Here is a 16,695-nt window from a genome sequence, read left to right as displayed (position 1 = left end):
TATTCGATTCCCGTCAATAATTGACCCGGAAACCGGCGCAGCCCAGTGCAGCCCCTCACAGATTAGCCAACCAGCCGGACGAGCATGCAAGGCTCAAGCCAGCGACGTACACAACCAATATCGCTCAACGAAACGCGTTCCTAATCCAGGGATCAACGTCGGTGTGACAGGGTAGTTAGCGATTAACGGGCCCGCCGGCTCTAACGGCAGCGGCCGGCCGGTGCGGACGCCGTAATGCATTGACCGGACCAAGTAAACAGGCGAGGCAGCCTCGCCCGGCTCTATTGCGATTGATCGATGATCGCGAGAATGGCACCATGCGGGTGGGACAAGCAGGGTAAGAGCATGACCGGACGGGACTTTTCTCCCCTGCCGCTCTCGCCCCGGCAGCGGGGTTTGGGTTGAACAGTTTTTCGCGCTTTCTGCTCCGGTCGGGCGCCCGGCTGTTGGTGACCGGGGTATCGTCAGTGTTACTGACAGCTCCATGCCTCGCTCAGGCTCCGGGGGACCGGCCAGCCGCCGAGCAGCGTTCTGACGCCCCCACCACCAGGCGCGTCGAGCGTCATCAGCCTATGATCGACATTCTTGCCCTCATGTCCGGCAAGTGCACCACCCTCAAGATCGCGGGTCGTGACTACGGCTGCAAGGCTGTTGCCTACGCACACAGTGAAGCCGGACGCGTCAGTTTCGCGGTAGCTCTCGAGGATTCAACGGACGACGCCCACGTCGTGTCCTTCTCCGGCGAGAACGGAAAGCGCTTCGACGACAACTCCTACGAGCTTCCGATCGACCGGATGCTTCTGAATTCCAAGGACCGGCCGAAAATCCATGGCCTCCCGGTGCCTTCGGAAGAGGTATCGACCGGTGTTTGCCGCCAGTTCGGCAACTTCGCCGCGCGGCGGGTCTCCAGCGTCAACTGCACCGCAACAGACTCTCGAGGACGGAGTTATGAGCTGCAGTTCGTCTCGGACGGCTCGCCCGTCGGCGTCCGGCGCGTGAGGCAATCAAGCAAATCGATTGATGACCCTTTCAAATGAACCTTGCGGCGATGCGGAAAAGCATGATTTCGCGATCACGCCTTGCGCCGGGATCGTGGCAACGCCACACAACCTCCAGGCGACCTCAATAGCAATTCGGAGAATTACCCCCGAGCCCGGCGCACGCGTTCGAATTGGATCCCCGCCATTGCACGACGGCTATCGGGCCTTTCCCCTGCCCGTCCGACGGCGCTGCTTTCAGCCTCTCCGCTTCCTCCGAGACGATGGCCATGTGGGCCTTTGCAATCTGGTCATTTCGTTCAAGCAGCGAGACCTTGCCAGCCTGGACTTGAACGGCCAGCGCCTTGCGCAAGGCGTTTTCACGGTCGAGCAGTTCCGGAAACCGCAAGCCCGGCCGGACCGAAAGCTCCGTTGCTTTCACGATGCATTCGGCGCGCGGCACGGCCTGCGCAATCTGATCGGGAAAAGCGTTGCGGCAATCTGCAAGCGCCTCCGTCAGGTTGATTGACGCGTCTTCGCTTTCAGTTTCGAGCGCCTGTCGGGTTCCCCCGCAGCCTGCAAGCACATTCAAAAGAAGAGTAACGACCACATACTGCATCAGCAGAGCAATGCTGCCGGAGCCATTACCGCTCGGTGCATTGTTCATTGCCTCACAGCTGTCGGAGCACATGCGTTGAACAAGGCCGACGGCCTTTACTTCTGACGAAACGAGTGATTGAACGACATAATTAGCGGGCCGACCAGATATTCAAATGCGGTGCGCTGCACAGTCGGGATCATAACGGTCGCAGGCATGCCCGGATAAAGTCTTATGTTCGGCATGCCCGCAAGCTCATCCTGATCGATTCGTACGAAGGCCGTATAATACGGGTTGTTGGTCTTGGGATCGGTCAGACGATCTGCCGAGATCTGAACGACGTCGCCGTGAATGATCGGCACGATGCGTTGCTTGTAGGCCGTAAGATGAACCTCGGCGCGCGCGTTTGGATGCACGTCGCTGATGTCCTCGACCGCCACCTGCGCCTCGATCGTCAACCCATCCAGTTCCGGGACGATGTCCAGGATCTTGTCGCCACGTTGAATGACGCCGCCGACGGAAAAGACGTTAAGTCCGACCACCTGCCCACTATAGGGAGCGCGGATCTCCATGCGGCCAAGAACCGCCTTTGCGTTCACGGCCTTTGGTATGACCTCCAAAATCTTTGCCTGTGTGTCGCGCAGGTCCTTTGTCACGTCGGTCATACGATCGTTGTCGAGCTGCGCCGTTTGCTGTTCTTGCTCGGCGATCGCCTGACGCGCCTTGGCCATGTTGGCGTTTGCATCTGCGATCTGACCTTCCAGGCCATAGGCGGAGCGCTCCAGTTGCATAATACGCGGGCGTGCAATCAGTCCACGTTCAACCAGAGGCGCGATATCTTTCGCCTCGCTGTGGACGGAGTTTATCTGATCCGTAAATGCCTTGACTTGCGCCCCGGCGCCGACGATCTGCGATCCGAGCTGATTGATTTTCTCCCGGATGACGCTGCGCTGCCCATCCAGGGCCGCCCGGCGGCTTTCGAACTGGCTGACCTGTCCGCTCCATACACTCTTGAGATAGGGGTCATCGGAGTGCGCCTTCAGATCTGACGGCATCTTGAGCTCGGAGCCATGGTCGAGTTCCGTCAGTAGACGAACCTCCGTCGCGCGGAGCACAACCCATTGCTGGGTCAGAACCTCGTATTCCGCGCGCGCCTGGGTCTCGTCCAGCACGATCAGGACATCGCCAGCGCGGACCTTGTCGCCCTCCCTGACACGCAATTCCTTGACTATACCGCCGTCGAGGTGCTGTACGCTCTTGCGATTGCCATCCACCTTGACAACTGCGTTCGCCACCACCGCACCGTTGAGCGGAGCCGTGACAGCCCATGCGCCGATTCCGCCAAAGAAGATTGCGATGATAACCCAGCCTGCGAGCGCGATGTTTTTAATGGAGTCGCTTGGCGGTCCGCCGGCGCGACCCGTCCGGCCGCGGACAGCTGCAAGACTCCTGGGCGTCTGTTCTAGAATGGCCATGCCTCGTGCCTAACCGCTGGAGCTTTGCACCGCGTGCACAGGCACGGGGCGAGTCAGGCGTGACATGATCTCTGCACGTGGCCCGAACATTTCGGCGACGCCCTCTCTGAGGACGAGGATCTTGTCCACGACGCCGATCGTCGCCGGACGATGCGAGACGATGACGACGGTCGTTCCGCGCTTTTTCAATTGCACAACGCAATCTGCAAGCGCGACGTCCCCTTCGGCGTCGAGGTTCGAACTGGGCTCATCGAGCACGACAAGGCTGGGACTGCCATAGACAGCGCGGGCCAGACCAATTCGCTGGCGGAAGCCGCCGGACAGAATGGCGCCGCCTTCTCCCACCTGGGTGTCATAACCGTTCGGAAGCCTCAGGATCATTTCATGTACGCCCGCGAGTTGCGCGGCGAGGATGACCTCCCTGTCGCTGCCTTCCTCGAAGCGTCCGATGTTCGCGGCGATCGTATCGGAAAACAGCTCGATATCCTGTGGCAGGTAGCCGACATGGTCTCCGATCGCCCGCTTGACCCAGGTGGAGACATCGGCGCCGTCCAGTCGCACGGCGCCGGCCGAAGGCATGGCGACGCCGACAAGGTGACGTGACAAGGTCGATTTTCCCGCTCCGGACGGCCCGATGACCCCGAGGACCTCTCCCGCTTCGATCGCAAAGGTGACGCCGCGCAAGATCGGCTTAGAGCCGCCGGGAGGGACAAAGGTGAGCGCCTCGACCGAAAGGCGTCCCTTCGGCTTCGGCAGTGTCAGACCGGTATCTGGAATGGGATGAGCCGCAAGCAGTTCGCGAATGCGCAAATACGCACCGCGCGCTGATACGAGGCCACGCCAGGAGCCGACGATCTGCTCGACCGGCTGTAGTGCACGACCGAGCAGAATACTGGCGGCAAACATCGAACCAACCGTCGCCATCCGCTCGATGACGAGATAGGCTCCCAGGCCGAGGATCAGCGATTGCATGGCGAGCCGTAGAAAACGGATCAGGCTCTGGATCACGGCGGCACGGTCGCTTGCTGCGACTTGACGCTCGAGCATCCGGTCGCGATCGCGGCTCCAGCGGCGTAACAGGCCTCCGGTCATGCCCATGGCGCGCACCACTTCCGTGTTGCGCAGGCTCATTTCGGTGAAGCCGTAGCTGCGTGCGGCCGCTTCGTTCGATTCCGTGAGCGGCAACTTCACCAGCCACTCACTGAGCAGCGCCATCAGCACCAGGATGACCGAACATGCCAGGGAAAACGCCCCCAGAAAAGGATGCAGCGCGAAGATCACCGCGATGTAGATGGGAGCCCACGGCAGATCGAAGACGGCGTGGATGCCCGTCCCGGTCACGAATTGACGGAATGTATCGAAATCGCGGAGCGCCTGGCTGCGGGCGCCGTTCGCGCCGGCCGACCGATCGATGATTGCCGTCATCACCCGCGAGGCGATCTTCTGGTCAAGGCGTATGCTGGCGCGGGTCAGGACCCGTGCACGAACCGCGTCCAGCCCGGCAAGCGCAAGGAACGCAAGGAGCAACGCTATCGTCAGCATCAACAACGTGATCTCGCTCGCACTCGAGATCACACGGTCATAAACCTGCAGCATGTAGAGCGGGCCGGCGAGATACAGCAGGTTAATCGCAAGGCTGAAGATGCCCGCCGTAAGGAAGTAACCCTGGCATGTCTGCAGCAAGCGCCGGAGTTCGTCCGGCCTTTTGAAAGGCGCACTCACACGATCCGGCGGATTTCCGCCCCTCTAATCAAAACTTATGCCGGCGCGACAACGCCCGGCCGAATTAACGACTTCTGGCAACAGCTACAATTCCTGCCTAATGCAAGACAATGTTTAGCACAGCTGTCACGCCCCGCGAAATCAATCCTCGCTGAAAGTTAAAGTCGCCCGTAGAGTTACGGCCTGCCGCTCATTTACGGTATTTAGCTCGACTGAGGCGCACTTAAATTCGCTCCCGGTCACATTAAAGCGGCAAGCGCTCGCGCAAGCCAAGCGGGCGCCCAAACGGCGGACATGGGTTGGCATTCTCGCGGCGCACCATGCCCGAGATTGCCCCTAAACCCCCGTCTCGGAAGAAAGGGTGCAGGGAAGGCCGGGTGCCGGCCGGCACCCGCGACCGCGCGTGCGCAGAAAGGAGGCCGGGGCGGGTACAGGTGAAGCCGACGTCTCGGGCTCCGTCAGACGATTTTAGCGGCTTCCTTCGCGCGCTCCCCCGGGGAGACTGCGGCATGCCCGGGCGGCACCTCGGACCTCGCAGCCCACGCGCTCGATTGCCGGGATCATCGGATCGGTGCCCGCTCCACTTATCATCGGGTGTGGGGAAACGACGCTCCGTCAGAAGCGAAATCAAGTCAAATCCAGCACAGTTTTACCGCACAAAGGCGACGATCGTAACGGGCATAAATTCGATTTATGCGCCCTTAAAGAAATTGCGAAACTTGGACCACGGCGGTCAGCGCTCCGGAACCGATGATCCCAGTTTAACCGCTGAATTTACCCACCTTTAATTTGCTCCGTCGTCCGCTCTCCGCACCAACGCGCGACATGACGCGCGTTTTCTTCCGTCGCACATGCAAGGAGACTCAATGGCGAAGCGGGGCGTGAATGATCAGTACGGGAATTTCTCTGAAGCGAATACAAATGCTCTGGAATGGGAATTCGTCGGACTGAACATCGCCTCGGCAAACGTCGGATCGATGGACACACCGGCGGCCCACGCAGGGGACCGCGGCGTCGAAATGGAGATTTCGACTTCAGACGCAGGCGCACCGGAGAGCTTCGCCGGGAAAAAGGGTGGCGGCACCACCGGCGGCGGAACGACGAATGGTAGCACCGCCGGCACCGGAACGACGGGCGGAAGCGGCACAACAGGCACCGGCACGACCGCCGGCCAGGGCACCACGACGACCAGCTTTGCGGCGGTAACGATGATGTCGCCGACTCTGAACCCACCCACCGGCAACAGCGCGCTGCCAAGCGACACATATTTCTACAAGGAATGGAATCTGACCAGCAGCACCGGCGGCATCAATGTCGCCAAGGCCTGGCAGAACTATACGGGTCTGGGCGTCAAGGTCGGCGTCATCGACGACGGCATCGACTACAACAACACCGATCTTAATCCGCACTATCTCTTCGCTCTGGACTACGACGCGACCAATGGCGGGAGCGATGCCTACGGCACGTCTACCGACAATCATGGAACGACAGTTGCCGGCGTGATCGGAGCCGCGCGCGACGGCAGCGGCACTGTCGGCGTGGCTTACAATGCCGGGATCGCCGGCTTCCGTATCAGCTACGGCACCGGCGGCGGCCCGGGCCAGATTACCGATGCCCTCAATCACACGCTCTCGAGCGGTATGGATGTCGTCAACGCGAGTTGGGGTTATTCGACCGCCTACTCGGACAATTTCTTCTCCTCTGCGTTCGCCTCGTCCAAGACGGCCATCCTCAACGTGGTCATGTACGGTCGCGGGGGTCTCGGCACCAGCGTCGTCTTCGCAGCCGGCAACGGCCGGGGATCGGGCGACAACGTCAACTATCACAACTACCAGAATGACCCCTATGTCATCGTGGTTGCCGGCGTCGATCCCACCGGACACGTCGCGACCTTCAGCACGCCGGGCGCGGCGCTTCTTGTTTCCGCCCCGGGCGGCGCGTACACCGATGACCGGGTCGGCAGCGCCGGCTACAACACCACTGGCGACTACATCTCGATCTCCGGCACGTCCTATTCGGCGCCGGCCGTCTCCGGCGTCATCGCCCTGATGCTGCAAGCCAATCCCAACCTGGGATTTCGCGACATTCAGGACATCCTGGCCTATTCCTCCAAAGAGACCGACCCGACCAACGCCAGCTGGCACGTCAACGGTGCCCACGACTGGAACGGCGGCGGCCTGCACTACAGCGAGGACTACGGTTTCGGGCTGGTCGACGCGACGGCGGCAGTTCGGCTCGCGGAAAGCTGGCGCTATCAGAAGACCTACGCCGACATGTCGACGGAATCGGCAACTCACGGCGACAACGCCGCGATTCCGGATGGCACCGGAAGCGTGAGCAGCCAGATCACCTTTGCCTCGTCGCTCGAGGTCGAGAAGATGGTGATCGATCTCAACATCACGCATGCGAGCCCCAGCGACCTCACGGTCACCCTGACCGGGCCCGACGGCATGAGCGCTAAACTCGTCTCGCATCCCACGGGCGGCACCGGCGGCGGGATCGTGTTCGAGACCACCGCGAACAGCTTCTGGGGCGACGATGCCAAGGGCACCTGGACCCTGACGGTCACCGACAGCGTATCCGGCAACAGCGGCACGCTGAACAGCTGGACGCTGACGGCACTGGGCGATGCACCGACCACCCCGACCACCTATGTCTACACCGACGAATTCGCGACCATGGCCGGAAGCAACCGTGTCGTGCTCACGGACTCCAGCGGCACCGCACAGATCAACACCGCGGCCGTGACCACCGGCTCCTATCTGGATCTCAATCCGGGAGCGACCGATACGATCGCAGGCAAGACGCTTCAGATCGCCTCCACCTCCATCATCAAGAACGTGTGGGCCGGCGTCGGCAACGACACGATCATCGCCAACGATTTCGGCGACACGATTCAGGCCGGCCTCGGCAACAACACGATCGTCACCGGCAAGGGGGCCGACATCCTCTACGCCGCGCAAGCCACCGGCAGCAGCGACAATTTCATATTCAATGCCCTCTCGAGCACGACCGACACCATCCTGAACTGGGTGTCGGGAAACAACAGCATCAACGTGGGGCAGCTGCTCAGCTCGATCGGTTATGCCGGCAGCAATCCCTTGAGCGACGGATGGTTGAGCTTCATCTCGGATGCAAAGGGCGGCACCAACGTCGTGCTCGACGCACACAACGGCGCGGCGCCGCAGGCGATCGTGGATGTCGTCGGCATCGCGCCGAGCCTGCTTCACGAGAGCACGATATCGTGGAGCTTGATCGTGTAACGAAGAAAAAGGCCCGCGACGAACTCGCCGCGGGGCCTCCGTTGGACTCCGGCAACCCGTCACGCCTAGGCGTGATTGGCAATTCCCGCAATCGGGTGCAGGCCGATCAGGTTCTGGTCTTCCAGAATGCCCCAGAACGCGTCCGTCGTGTTCGCGTGAACGTCGTAGACGGTGCCGCCCAGGCTGTCCTGCCAGCCAATCAGGCTGCCATCTGTCGAGATCACGAAGCCTCCAGTCGACCCGTCCAGTCCGTGGTTGTAGGCGGCGAGAGCGTTCTTCAGCCCCTCGCCGTCCGCATACACGGTGGTGATCACATCGTTCAAGGAATTGCTGTCCGTGTTGGCGGCGATGTAATCTGATTTGTAGGAGAAGCCGGTCGAAGCAAGCTTCGACCACGAAGCGTCGCTTGAGGACATGGCCGTGCTCTTGAACGTGATCGCATTGCCGCTCAAGGTATAATCCACTCCGGCCGCATCGTTGATGATGGCCTGAACTGCGGGCGAACCCAGATCATTTCCGGCCGAGAAATTGATCTTGCTGTCGCCGTTGCTAAAGGGCCCCAACCCCTTCATCCACGCCACGGCCTCTTCGATCAGGCCGGTGGGCGATGCATCAAAGCCTGATGCAGGGCCGCCGTGCGCCTGATCGTAGATGTAGTCATTGTACTCGTTGAGCTGCGCCGCGACCGCCTGACTTGCCAGTATGATGCGGGCATCGCCAGAGACGGAGCTGTTGGCAAGTATCTGCGCGGAGGCGAGATCGAAGAACAGGTGATCTGACGATCCGTCACCGCCGACACAACCGTCATGGTTCAGGTCGCCCATCAGAAGCCCGGAGTCGCCACCTCCGTTATTTGCACCCTTAACGAGGCCAAGACTGCTCGCGGGGCCGCTCGTCGTAAGCGTGCTGAGATCGTTCAAGCCGATCTTTGTATCGTGGTCCCAATCGTACTTCGGAGTGAGGTTGATCTCCGCGCCGGAGCCTTTTTCGTTGCCGGACGACGCATCCCACAACGTAAGATGTGTCGACCAATAGCCTTTGGTCAAGCCGGCCAAGGTCACACCGATCGGCGTATAGCTGCTGGTATCGGTTGCGGTGGGCGTCGTCGAATCCCCGCAATCGTCTGAGACCGCATCGGTCGTGGCGGTGCCGATGTTGGTGTAGGCAGTCGACCCCGCGATTCCGGTAGCCGTGAATTGCCAGGTCTCGCCGACATCGAGCACGTTGTCATTGTCGAGGTCGCCGATGTTGTGAGTGGTATCCGACCCAAGAAGATCCGAGCTGGATCCGAACAACGTGGCCGCTGCAAAATCGTCGGCTGTCGTGCCGGTCGTGCCGTTGTTGTCGGAAACTCCGACACCGGTCAGCCCAACGTTGCCGTCGTTTGTGACCGCGTAGGTCCAGGTGATCGCCTGCCCGACCAGGACGGTAGCGGAATCGGCACCGTTCGTCTTCTTGTCCAACGTGATGTGTGGATCGAGCCCGAAGTAGATGGCGGAATCGCTTTCATCCAGATTTGCGGTATTGCCGGCGCTGTCCGTGAAACTATCGGTGGCGTTAGCCGTGTTCGTGTTGGGTCCGCCAGCAAGCCATGCGGCTGTCACCGTGTAGGTCCAGGTCTCGCCCACCTCCAGTATCCCGTCGGCGGAGATCGACTCCGTCGGGCTACCCAACGTCAGCTTGGTGTCAGTCACTGTCGGCCCTGCCAGATCGACGTTACCGTTGTTGGTAACGACAATCTGGTACTCAACCATACCATCGCCGTCCTTGAGCAGGTTAACGACGCTGTCGGCCGACAGCACGCTATTGTCGTCCGCGCATATGATGTTCTTGTCGATCGTGATCGACGGCGCCGCGCCGAAGTAGTTGGCGTCGTCGGAGCCGGAAGCGGTTGCCTGATTTTCGCACGCGTCAGTGTAGGTTGCCGATACTGTCGCCGTGTTGGTCTGCTGCCCCTCGGCCCAGGCAGCCGTAATGGCATTGCCCCCGATAGCGTCCACGAGTTCGGAGCCACCGCCGCCCGCAACCGTGACAGTCAGATCAATCTGCAGCTCGGCGTCTGTCAGGTGGACGTCCAGCGCAACGTCGCTGCTGTTGGTGATCGTGAATCGATACTGCGGATCATCATGACCCGCGATCAGCGTCGGACCGGTCGGATCGTTCGCGTCGTACCAGGTCGCGCCGCCGTCGACCGACACTTCCTTCTTAACCGTGACCGAATCTTCCGCCACGGTTACGCCAGTATAACCGCTGACATCGAATGCGGTTGGATTCAGATCGGCGGGCGGATTGGCCGGGTCGTAACCCGTCGCGCTCGTTGTGACAGTCGCTATGTTCGAGTAGGTGCCGTGAACCGTCGTCCCTGTCGCAAAGTACTGCCAGGTCTCGGCTTCGTTGACATCCGTGGTGATGAGATTGTCGGCATCCAAGATGCCGTTATGATTCAGGTCACCAACGTTGTACTGCTGGCTGTTGAAAGTCACGCTGACACCGGTCGCCGCAAAATCATCGAGCGCGTTGCCGGGCGTCCCGCTGTCATCCGTGACAACGACGTTGTTCAGGCCCACCGTTCCGGTATTCGTGATTGCATAAGTCCACTTAACGTCTTCACCGGTGAGCAAGGTCTTGCCCGCGACGCTCTGCCCTTCCTCTGGACAGACAGTGTCCTTGGTGATGGAAACGGTCGCATGCGGGGTGGGCGGAGGCTCGACGTTGCCCGACGCCCGGTACGACCACTCCTCGAAAGTGCCGTCGACCCGCTCGCCGCTCACGCCACCGAAGACCGAATACAGGTAGATATAGGAGCTGTTGCTGAGGCCGACGAAGAAGGAGTTCGGGATGAGAAAGCTGTAGTCCGGATGACCATTGCCCGACGAGAGGTCGTTCAGCTTGAGCGAGACATCCCCTCCTGCACCTGCATCCATGTTCCAGATCAGCGTCGCCGCCGCACCAAAGCCGGTATCGGTGCCACCAAGAGCGCCTATCGGGTCATAGCTGGTGAGTGCCGGATTGTTTGAATCATAGAGCTTCAGAACATCCAGCGAGATCAGATTGTTGACGTTCTCGCCCAGATCCAGCCGGAACTCCCTGTAGTCCGTCCCGTCGACGGTGACGATCGCCATCGAGCCCAATTGGACCGAGTGCGTAAAATTGCCGGCAACCTGATCGAACTGAAAATTCTGCGCGCCAGTGCTCGGATTCGTGTCGCCGTCGGTGTTGTAGCCCTGTTCAGTGTGATCGTTGCCGGGATTGTGTATCCGCAAGAACGCCGGGAACTGGCCGGTGCCGGAAGAACCGGTTGAGCCGACCGGAATTTGTTCAATGGTTGCCTGATTGACCAGGGCAGTCGAGCCTACGGTCGAGAGGTCGACCTGGACCTGGTAGGAAATATTTGTCGTCGCGGTGCCGCTGGAATCGGTAAACGCGGTTGTGGCCATCAGACCCGCGGTCTGGTCGATCGCGCTGAGCACGAAGGACTCCCCGGCCGCGTCCAAGCCGACATTCCAGGCCGTCTGAACGACGCCGTTTGCAACGTTGTCAAGATCGCCGGCGCCGCCGTCTGTAATCGTCCACGGCATATTCGTGCCGGACACGGCGTTGCCACCCACGTCGGTAACTTCAAAGGTGACAGCGTCGCCGACGCCGACATTTGCGGTGAAATAGGCGGTCGAGCCCGGTGCGTAGTCGGCCTGGTCGGTGCTGATGGAAATGGCCGCAAGTGTCGGGTCGAAGATCAACTGAGAGTCATCGACAAGAATGTACGTCCCCGTCGCCGGATCGTATTTGAATGTTGCCATGACTTAAACTCTCCAAAAAAACTCGCAAAAAAATTCCAGGGCTTCGCAGGAAGAGGCCAAAATGCCACCTTTGGTTGCGCAACAAAAAGGCCGGCTCACGCGCCACGCGTGCCGGCCTACGCAAACCTCCGGGTACAAGAATTAATCAAAACGGCCCCTGCCCTAAACGAGCCAAACAGGGAACTTTAAGCAATTATTTACAATTAATGCAATGTTTATAGAGAGCTTGCCTTCCAACCAAGAAGTCGCGCGATCGGGAAAATCTGGCAAAAGGTCGCTTTCCGCAGGTGGATCAATGGCTTCGACCGTACGATGAGGATGTGAACGGTCCCGCTCTCAACTGCCGGCCGGGGACCGCGCAGGCTGTGGTGTCGCGGCCCGCAGTTGCGCCGCCCGGCCAAGCTCCCATGCTCTTTGCAACCGCTCCGGTTGCGTTTCCTTCAGCAGCCGTCCCCAAGCCGCGCTGAAGGCCCTGATCGCCGCATCCCTGTCGCGGGCAGCCCCGCTTGCCCATGCCGGCATGCCCATCGGGATCAGAATGAACCACTCCCACGCGTGATCAGGCCCGCCGGCATCGAGCGCGTGGCGGATCTTGCCGATCTCGCGGCCTTGCGACCAGACCGCATAGTGATCGGCGATCTCGGGCCATTTCGGGCGGACGCTGAGCGTGATGGCGTTAGTTATCATCGTAAATTCTTGCAGTAATGGAGTTGGAGATGAGCGAAGCCAACGCTCCGCTGCTTGACGTTCAGTTTTTGGGTCTCGCCTGCTGCGCCAACAACGCCTCGGCGCTCTTGGTGAGCCCTCCGGCCAATTGCTTCGCCGCGTCCGGAGAGAACGCGTATCCGGCCTGCCGGTCCAGCCGGTGATTGAGGATGAACAGCACAAGGCCGCGACCGCCGGAGTCCGCGGAAATCGTGCAGTTCTGGGGGATTTCGAATCTCACCTCGTTTGGCTTGTTCTTGTCAGCTGCGCCAGGTTCGATCCGCGCCGCCGCGTCCGCACCGGGCGCGACTGCTTCGGCAGCGAAGGCCGACCCACCGCCATTCGGCATCGCGGGCTGTACGCCGCCCCGCGCGCGCGTCAGTGCTGCGATCAGATCATCGACACAGTCACTGGCGAATCTCAGCTCCAGCGCACCGGTGTATTTGCCCGTGGTCTGAACCACGAATTCCTTGCTGTTATCTGTCATGGTGGCGGAGCTCACCGCCGCAATCCTGATCGCCATTAGCCCAATGTCCCGAATTATGCGGTCGGGGTTCGTTCGCCCGGACCTTCGCCCAGCAATTCAGTGAGTATACCGCAGATGGCGGCTTGCGATAGCGTGCCCCCGCGACGCCGAAGATCAGGCGCCACCTTGATCTTGAGCGCTCCCGGTTTGCAGCGATGGCAGGAGCGACCTAGGATAAAGCTACGGCACGGTCAATTTGCATTGCACCACGATAAATAGCAGGCCCCGTTTCCCGGATCGTTACTGAGTTACAACCGAGCAAAAGATCAAGATCGACTTCGACGAGCGAGACTTCCTGCTTCCGGCCGCAAAGCCGGTCAGCCAGTTCCCGTTGCTGTCGGATTGCCACGCCATCCTCGTTGACGCCGTGCATCCGTTGATGCGGCGATCTATCCCTGAGCTGATGAATATGAGCTGGACGCAATCAAGCGCTCGCATTGGTGCTTAATGCTCAGTCGCGACTGTGCGGACGGGCTGAACTACAACTGACTGAAACATTGGAGCGGGTGAAGGGAATCGAACCCTCGTATTCAGCTTGGAAGTCTCGAAAAGCTGTAATGTTTTCAGCGGCCGTTCTGACATTTTCGGCAGTTTTGGCCCATTGAGATCGTTACAGAATTTCTTGCTGTCAGAATGGCGGCAATGCCCCTGTGGCGTATCGACATGCGGTAGGTTTTGGAGGCCTTGTCTGCAATCCACAGACGCACGGCGGGTGTTGGTCGATGCCAAGCGTGCCTCGATCAGGACGGACTTGATCCCCCAATCAATTCATCAATGCAGCCCGGCTAAGGAGGCGGGTCAGCCGCGGGACCGTCCGGACCGGGAGCGTGCCGTGCCTCGGTAGAGCGTGGCTAGACAATCGTCGATCAGCACGTCGACGTCCACTGCCAGGATCTTCAGACGACCGGTCCTGTACATGAGCAGCAGGCCGAACATCCAGGACGCCCCGGCGACTGCCACCTCATTTTTTTTGGATGCGTCGACCAGACCGTCGGCCTCGAGCGCGTCCGCGACCGCAGCATAGACCCGCTTCAGACGGACGTTGAGTTCGCGGTTCAGGTCCTTGCCGACACCTGCGGGCTTGGCACCGCCGTACAGGTAGAACCCGAGATCGTACTCCGCGGGCCTCTCGCGGAAATACTCGAACCAAGCGCGCAAGGCGGCGTCACATTTCCGACCCACCCGGGCTGCTGCGGCCGCCTGCTCGACGGCTTCGGCCATGCTCGTCAGGGATTCACGCAGGATGTCGGCGTAGACCTCCTCCTTGCTTGCGTATTGGGCGTAGATCGCACCGGTCGTGTAGCCCGCCGCTTTGGCGATCTCCCGCACCGATGTTTTGTGCAGGCCGACTTCGACGAAAACGCGTTTGGCGGCCTCGCGGATCAGTTCGCGCTTGAAAGCGCTCACGGCGGCTTTGCGCTGTTCGATTTTCGGATCGGAAGCTTCCGCCATCGATAGTTTTCCGTTTCGCGAGGCCATGGCGGGCGGCACTCATGCCCGACCTCCGCGCCATTGTCGCCGCTCAAGTGCCGGACCGGGCGGTGCGCAGAGACGTTTGCTATCGAAATATAACAGTGTTACTTAAATGACGTCAAGGAAGCCGCCCCGGCATCACTGGAGCTCGACTTTGTCAGCGAAAGACCCACATCCGCGAGCGAGGACGGCCTGGAGCGCCGAAGATAACGAGCAGGTTTTCGCCCTCCCCTCGTTCTACGCCGAGTTCGCGCCGCGCGACGATCAAGCCGGCTGCGTCGACTCGATCTACATCCTGAAGGACCGGGGACGGCTGACCGAAAGCCGCATGTCGTTCGCTTCCCCGCTCAAGGAGATCACCTTCGTATTTCGGGAGGACGGTCCAGGCGGCAGAGTAGTTTTCAGCGAGCCCAGCCTCGATCACCGAAGAAAAGGCAGAGCGTTCGTAGGCTGGATCGTGGGCGTCAAGTTCAAGCCGAATTGGTCCGGTTCACCGAGCGTCGACGATCCGGCGATCGTCGCCTGTCGCGATGCGCTCGCGCGCCTCGTCCGGGAGGGTCCATCGTGCTTCGACATCCTCGACACCATGGATCGGACCCTGCTCGCACTTTCGCGGCAACCAAGGCACGGATCGATTGCGGGCGGCGCCCCCCTGGATACGCCGCACGGCCGCGTCAGGGACCTGGCGCACCGCGTAGGCAGATCGGTCCGGACGCTGCAGAGGCGAGTGAGAACATCGACGGGCTGCCCGCCGAAGCGTTTTCTCGCCATGCAGCGGTTCCGCCGATCGGTCTACGAAATCGCGGCGGGAGGCGACGGTCTGTCGGCGATCGCCTCCGATCTCGGATTCTCCGACCAGGCTCATCTGACCAGAGAGTTTCGGCGACACGCCGGCGTCACTCCCGGCGCGTTCCGGCAGGCCTGGTGCAGGCCCCGCGCGCAGGCTGTCCGATTTCTTCAAGACGCCGGCCGATCCACGCGCCTAATGATGGCGGTGTGGCCACTTGAGACCACGACCGAAGCCGGTTGAGCAGGTCCGCCTTTCGCGCTGACCGGTCGTAGGCCTCGACCTCGACACCGTCAGACGCGAGCTCCTTAGAATGATCATCGACGCCTGGATGCAGCACCCGAACGCCGCATGGATCGGGAATCCGAGGTTCGATCGTTGCGGCGCTGAAGACCAGCAAGACGGGCGGACGAGCGCATCGCCAGCCTCCACCTCGGCGTCGACGCCCGTTCGTCATTCCCCGACCGACAACGCGCGTCGCCAGTTCAAGGTGGCCTGATCTTCCGCAACCCGAGACCCCGAACCGAAGGATGACCGATGCCCTGGACCATTGAACGCAAGCACCCCCACGTAGCCGTGGTGACGATGAACACCAACAAGGTCAACGCGCAGAATCCGGCCTTCTTCGCCGAGCTCCACGCGGCGTTCGATCGTCTGGAATCCGAGTTCGCCGATTGCGCCGTCGTGCTGACCGGATCGGGCGCGGTGTTCACGGCGGGCCTCGACTTCGATCATCATTTTCCGATGTTCGCACGCCGGTCGATCAAGGAGATCGATGCCTGGTTTGACGCATACCGCGCGACGAACCTGCGCCTCTTCACGTATCCGAGGCCCACCGTGGCGGCGATCAACGGCCACGCCTACGCCGGCGGGTTCATCACCGCGATCGATTGCGATCACCGGATCGCCAGCGAAGGCCCGCTGCAGTTCGCGTTGAACGAGGTGCCAATTGGAATTCCGATGCCGGCCGTCTACTGCGAGATCATCAAGCATGCCATCGGTCCGCGATCGGCGTTCGAGATGACGCTGTTCGGTCAAATCTACGATCTCGCCGCCGCCAAGCGTCTCGGCGTCGTCCAGCAGACGGTCGCGCCGGAAAAGCTGCTGGAGACAGCCGTCGCCTGGGCGGCGCTGGTGCCGCCAGATTGCCATGCGGCGTACGCCTTCTCGAAGCGTGCGCTTCAGGCGACCACGATGGCCGCCATCGATGCCGCGGCCCGCCTCGACAAGGACCTGCTGTCGCGTGGCATGTCGGATCTCGGAAGCATCCGCGCCCACACGCGACGCTACAAGGAATTGAAGGGCAAGGACGTGACCTGGCCCTTGCCCGCCTAGGCGCCATCCGAAGGAGGACGTGAAGTAGAGGCCATCG

Annotated in this window: 12 protein-coding genes; 5 read left to right on the top strand and 7 right to left on the bottom strand. The window is 61.0% G+C overall.

The features are described 5' to 3' along the window. Positions 1 to 443 precede the first annotated feature (443 nt). Positions 444 to 1,037 (top strand): hypothetical protein, encoded by a 594-nt coding sequence (locus JQ572_RS32435; RefSeq protein WP_433996209.1) that lies wholly within the window; start codon positions 444 to 446, stop codon positions 1,035 to 1,037. Positions 1,038 to 1,122: 85 nt separating this feature from the next. On the opposite strand, the gene JQ572_RS32430 is transcribed toward JQ572_RS32435, so the two are convergent. The 3 genes from JQ572_RS32430 to JQ572_RS32420 are packed head-to-tail and all read right to left on the bottom strand — an operon-like array spanning position 1,123 to position 4,733. Next, the gene (locus JQ572_RS32430) at positions 1,123 to 1,644 is read right to left on the bottom strand and encodes a hypothetical protein (protein WP_211386899.1); all 522 of its coding nucleotides are present in this window, start codon (positions 1,642 to 1,644) and stop codon (positions 1,123 to 1,125) included. Positions 1,645 to 1,691: 47 nt separating this feature from the next. Beyond that, positions 1,692 to 3,050, bottom strand: a complete 1,359-nt coding sequence (locus JQ572_RS32425) for an HlyD family type I secretion periplasmic adaptor subunit (protein WP_211386898.1) — start codon at positions 3,048 to 3,050, stop codon at positions 1,692 to 1,694. A gap of 9 nt (positions 3,051 to 3,059) precedes the next feature. Further along, a complete protein-coding gene (locus JQ572_RS32420) occupies positions 3,060 to 4,733 on the bottom strand; it encodes a type I secretion system permease/ATPase (RefSeq protein WP_249129609.1) in 1,674 nt (557 codons plus the stop codon). A 905-nt stretch (positions 4,734 to 5,638) separates the two neighbouring features. On the opposite strand from JQ572_RS32420, the gene JQ572_RS32415 reads away from it, so the two are divergent. Next, positions 5,639 to 8,035 (top strand): S8 family serine peptidase, encoded by a 2,397-nt coding sequence (locus tag JQ572_RS32415; protein ID WP_211386896.1) that lies wholly within the window; start codon positions 5,639 to 5,641, stop codon positions 8,033 to 8,035. Positions 8,036 to 8,100: 65 nt separating this feature from the next. Here the strand turns inward: JQ572_RS32415 and JQ572_RS32410 are convergent, their stop codons facing one another. The 4 genes from JQ572_RS32410 to JQ572_RS32395 form a co-directional block, all read right to left on the bottom strand. Continuing rightward, positions 8,101 to 11,832, bottom strand: coding sequence for a beta strand repeat-containing protein (locus JQ572_RS32410; protein ID WP_211386895.1), 3,732 nt, complete (start codon positions 11,830 to 11,832; stop codon positions 8,101 to 8,103). Positions 11,833 to 12,168: 336 nt separating this feature from the next. Further along, a complete protein-coding gene (locus tag JQ572_RS32405) occupies positions 12,169 to 12,519 on the bottom strand; it encodes a hypothetical protein (RefSeq protein WP_211386894.1) in 351 nt (116 codons plus the stop codon). Between the two features lie 61 nt (positions 12,520 to 12,580). Continuing rightward, positions 12,581 to 13,060, bottom strand: coding sequence for a hypothetical protein (locus JQ572_RS32400; protein ID WP_211386893.1), 480 nt, complete (start codon positions 13,058 to 13,060; stop codon positions 12,581 to 12,583). Positions 13,061 to 13,861: 801 nt separating this feature from the next. Further along, entirely contained in the window at positions 13,862 to 14,515 is a 654-nt protein-coding gene (locus tag JQ572_RS32395) for a TetR/AcrR family transcriptional regulator (protein WP_162307596.1), read from the bottom strand. Positions 14,516 to 14,690: 175 nt separating this feature from the next. On the opposite strand from JQ572_RS32395, the gene JQ572_RS32390 reads away from it, so the two are divergent. The 3 genes from JQ572_RS32390 to JQ572_RS32380 all read left to right on the top strand — a co-directional run bounded on the left by JQ572_RS32390 (position 14,691) and on the right by JQ572_RS32380 (position 16,658). Next, on the top strand, positions 14,691 to 15,566 hold the full coding sequence (locus tag JQ572_RS32390; RefSeq protein WP_211386892.1) for a helix-turn-helix domain-containing protein: 876 nt from the start codon (positions 14,691 to 14,693) through the stop codon (positions 15,564 to 15,566). Between the two features lie 70 nt (positions 15,567 to 15,636). Continuing rightward, positions 15,637 to 15,822 carry a hypothetical protein gene (locus JQ572_RS32385; RefSeq protein WP_166468951.1) on the top strand — a complete coding sequence of 62 codons (186 nt, stop codon included), beginning with the start codon at positions 15,637 to 15,639 and terminating at the stop codon, positions 15,820 to 15,822. Positions 15,823 to 15,860: 38 nt separating this feature from the next. Beyond that, a complete protein-coding gene (locus tag JQ572_RS32380) occupies positions 15,861 to 16,658 on the top strand; it encodes an enoyl-CoA hydratase/isomerase family protein (RefSeq protein ID WP_166468950.1) in 798 nt (265 codons plus the stop codon). Positions 16,659 to 16,695 lie beyond the last annotated feature (37 nt).

Source organism: Bradyrhizobium sp. SZCCT0153 (assembly GCF_018129995.1).
Classification (GTDB): Bacteria; Pseudomonadota; Alphaproteobacteria; order Rhizobiales; family Xanthobacteraceae; genus Bradyrhizobium; species Bradyrhizobium japonicum_G.
Note: the sequence above shows the minus strand (reverse complement) of the source record. Positions and strands in the feature narration are given on the sequence as shown.

Bases quoted from the DNA above. Each gene is read 5' to 3' on its own strand.
- JQ572_RS32395 (WP_162307596.1), bottom strand. From the start codon at position 14,515: ATGGCGGAAGCTTCCGATCCGAAAATCGAACAGCGCAAAGCCGCCGTG.
- JQ572_RS32380 (WP_166468950.1), top strand. From the start codon at position 15,861: ATGCCCTGGACCATTGAACGCAAGCACCCCCACGTAGCCGTGGTGACG.
- JQ572_RS32415 (WP_211386896.1), top strand. From the start codon at position 5,639: ATGGCGAAGCGGGGCGTGAATGATCAGTACGGGAATTTCTCTGAAGCG.
- JQ572_RS32425 (WP_211386898.1), bottom strand. From the start codon at position 3,050: ATGGCCATTCTAGAACAGACGCCCAGGAGTCTTGCAGCTGTCCGCGGC.
- JQ572_RS32410 (WP_211386895.1), bottom strand. From the start codon at position 11,832: ATGGCAACATTCAAATACGATCCGGCGACGGGGACGTACATTCTTGTC.
- JQ572_RS32400 (WP_211386893.1), bottom strand. From the start codon at position 13,060: ATGGCGATCAGGATTGCGGCGGTGAGCTCCGCCACCATGACAGATAAC.
- JQ572_RS32385 (WP_166468951.1), top strand. From the start codon at position 15,637: ATGATCATCGACGCCTGGATGCAGCACCCGAACGCCGCATGGATCGGG.
- JQ572_RS32430 (WP_211386899.1), bottom strand. From the start codon at position 1,644: ATGAACAATGCACCGAGCGGTAATGGCTCCGGCAGCATTGCTCTGCTG.
- JQ572_RS32405 (WP_211386894.1), bottom strand. From the start codon at position 12,519: ATGATAACTAACGCCATCACGCTCAGCGTCCGCCCGAAATGGCCCGAG.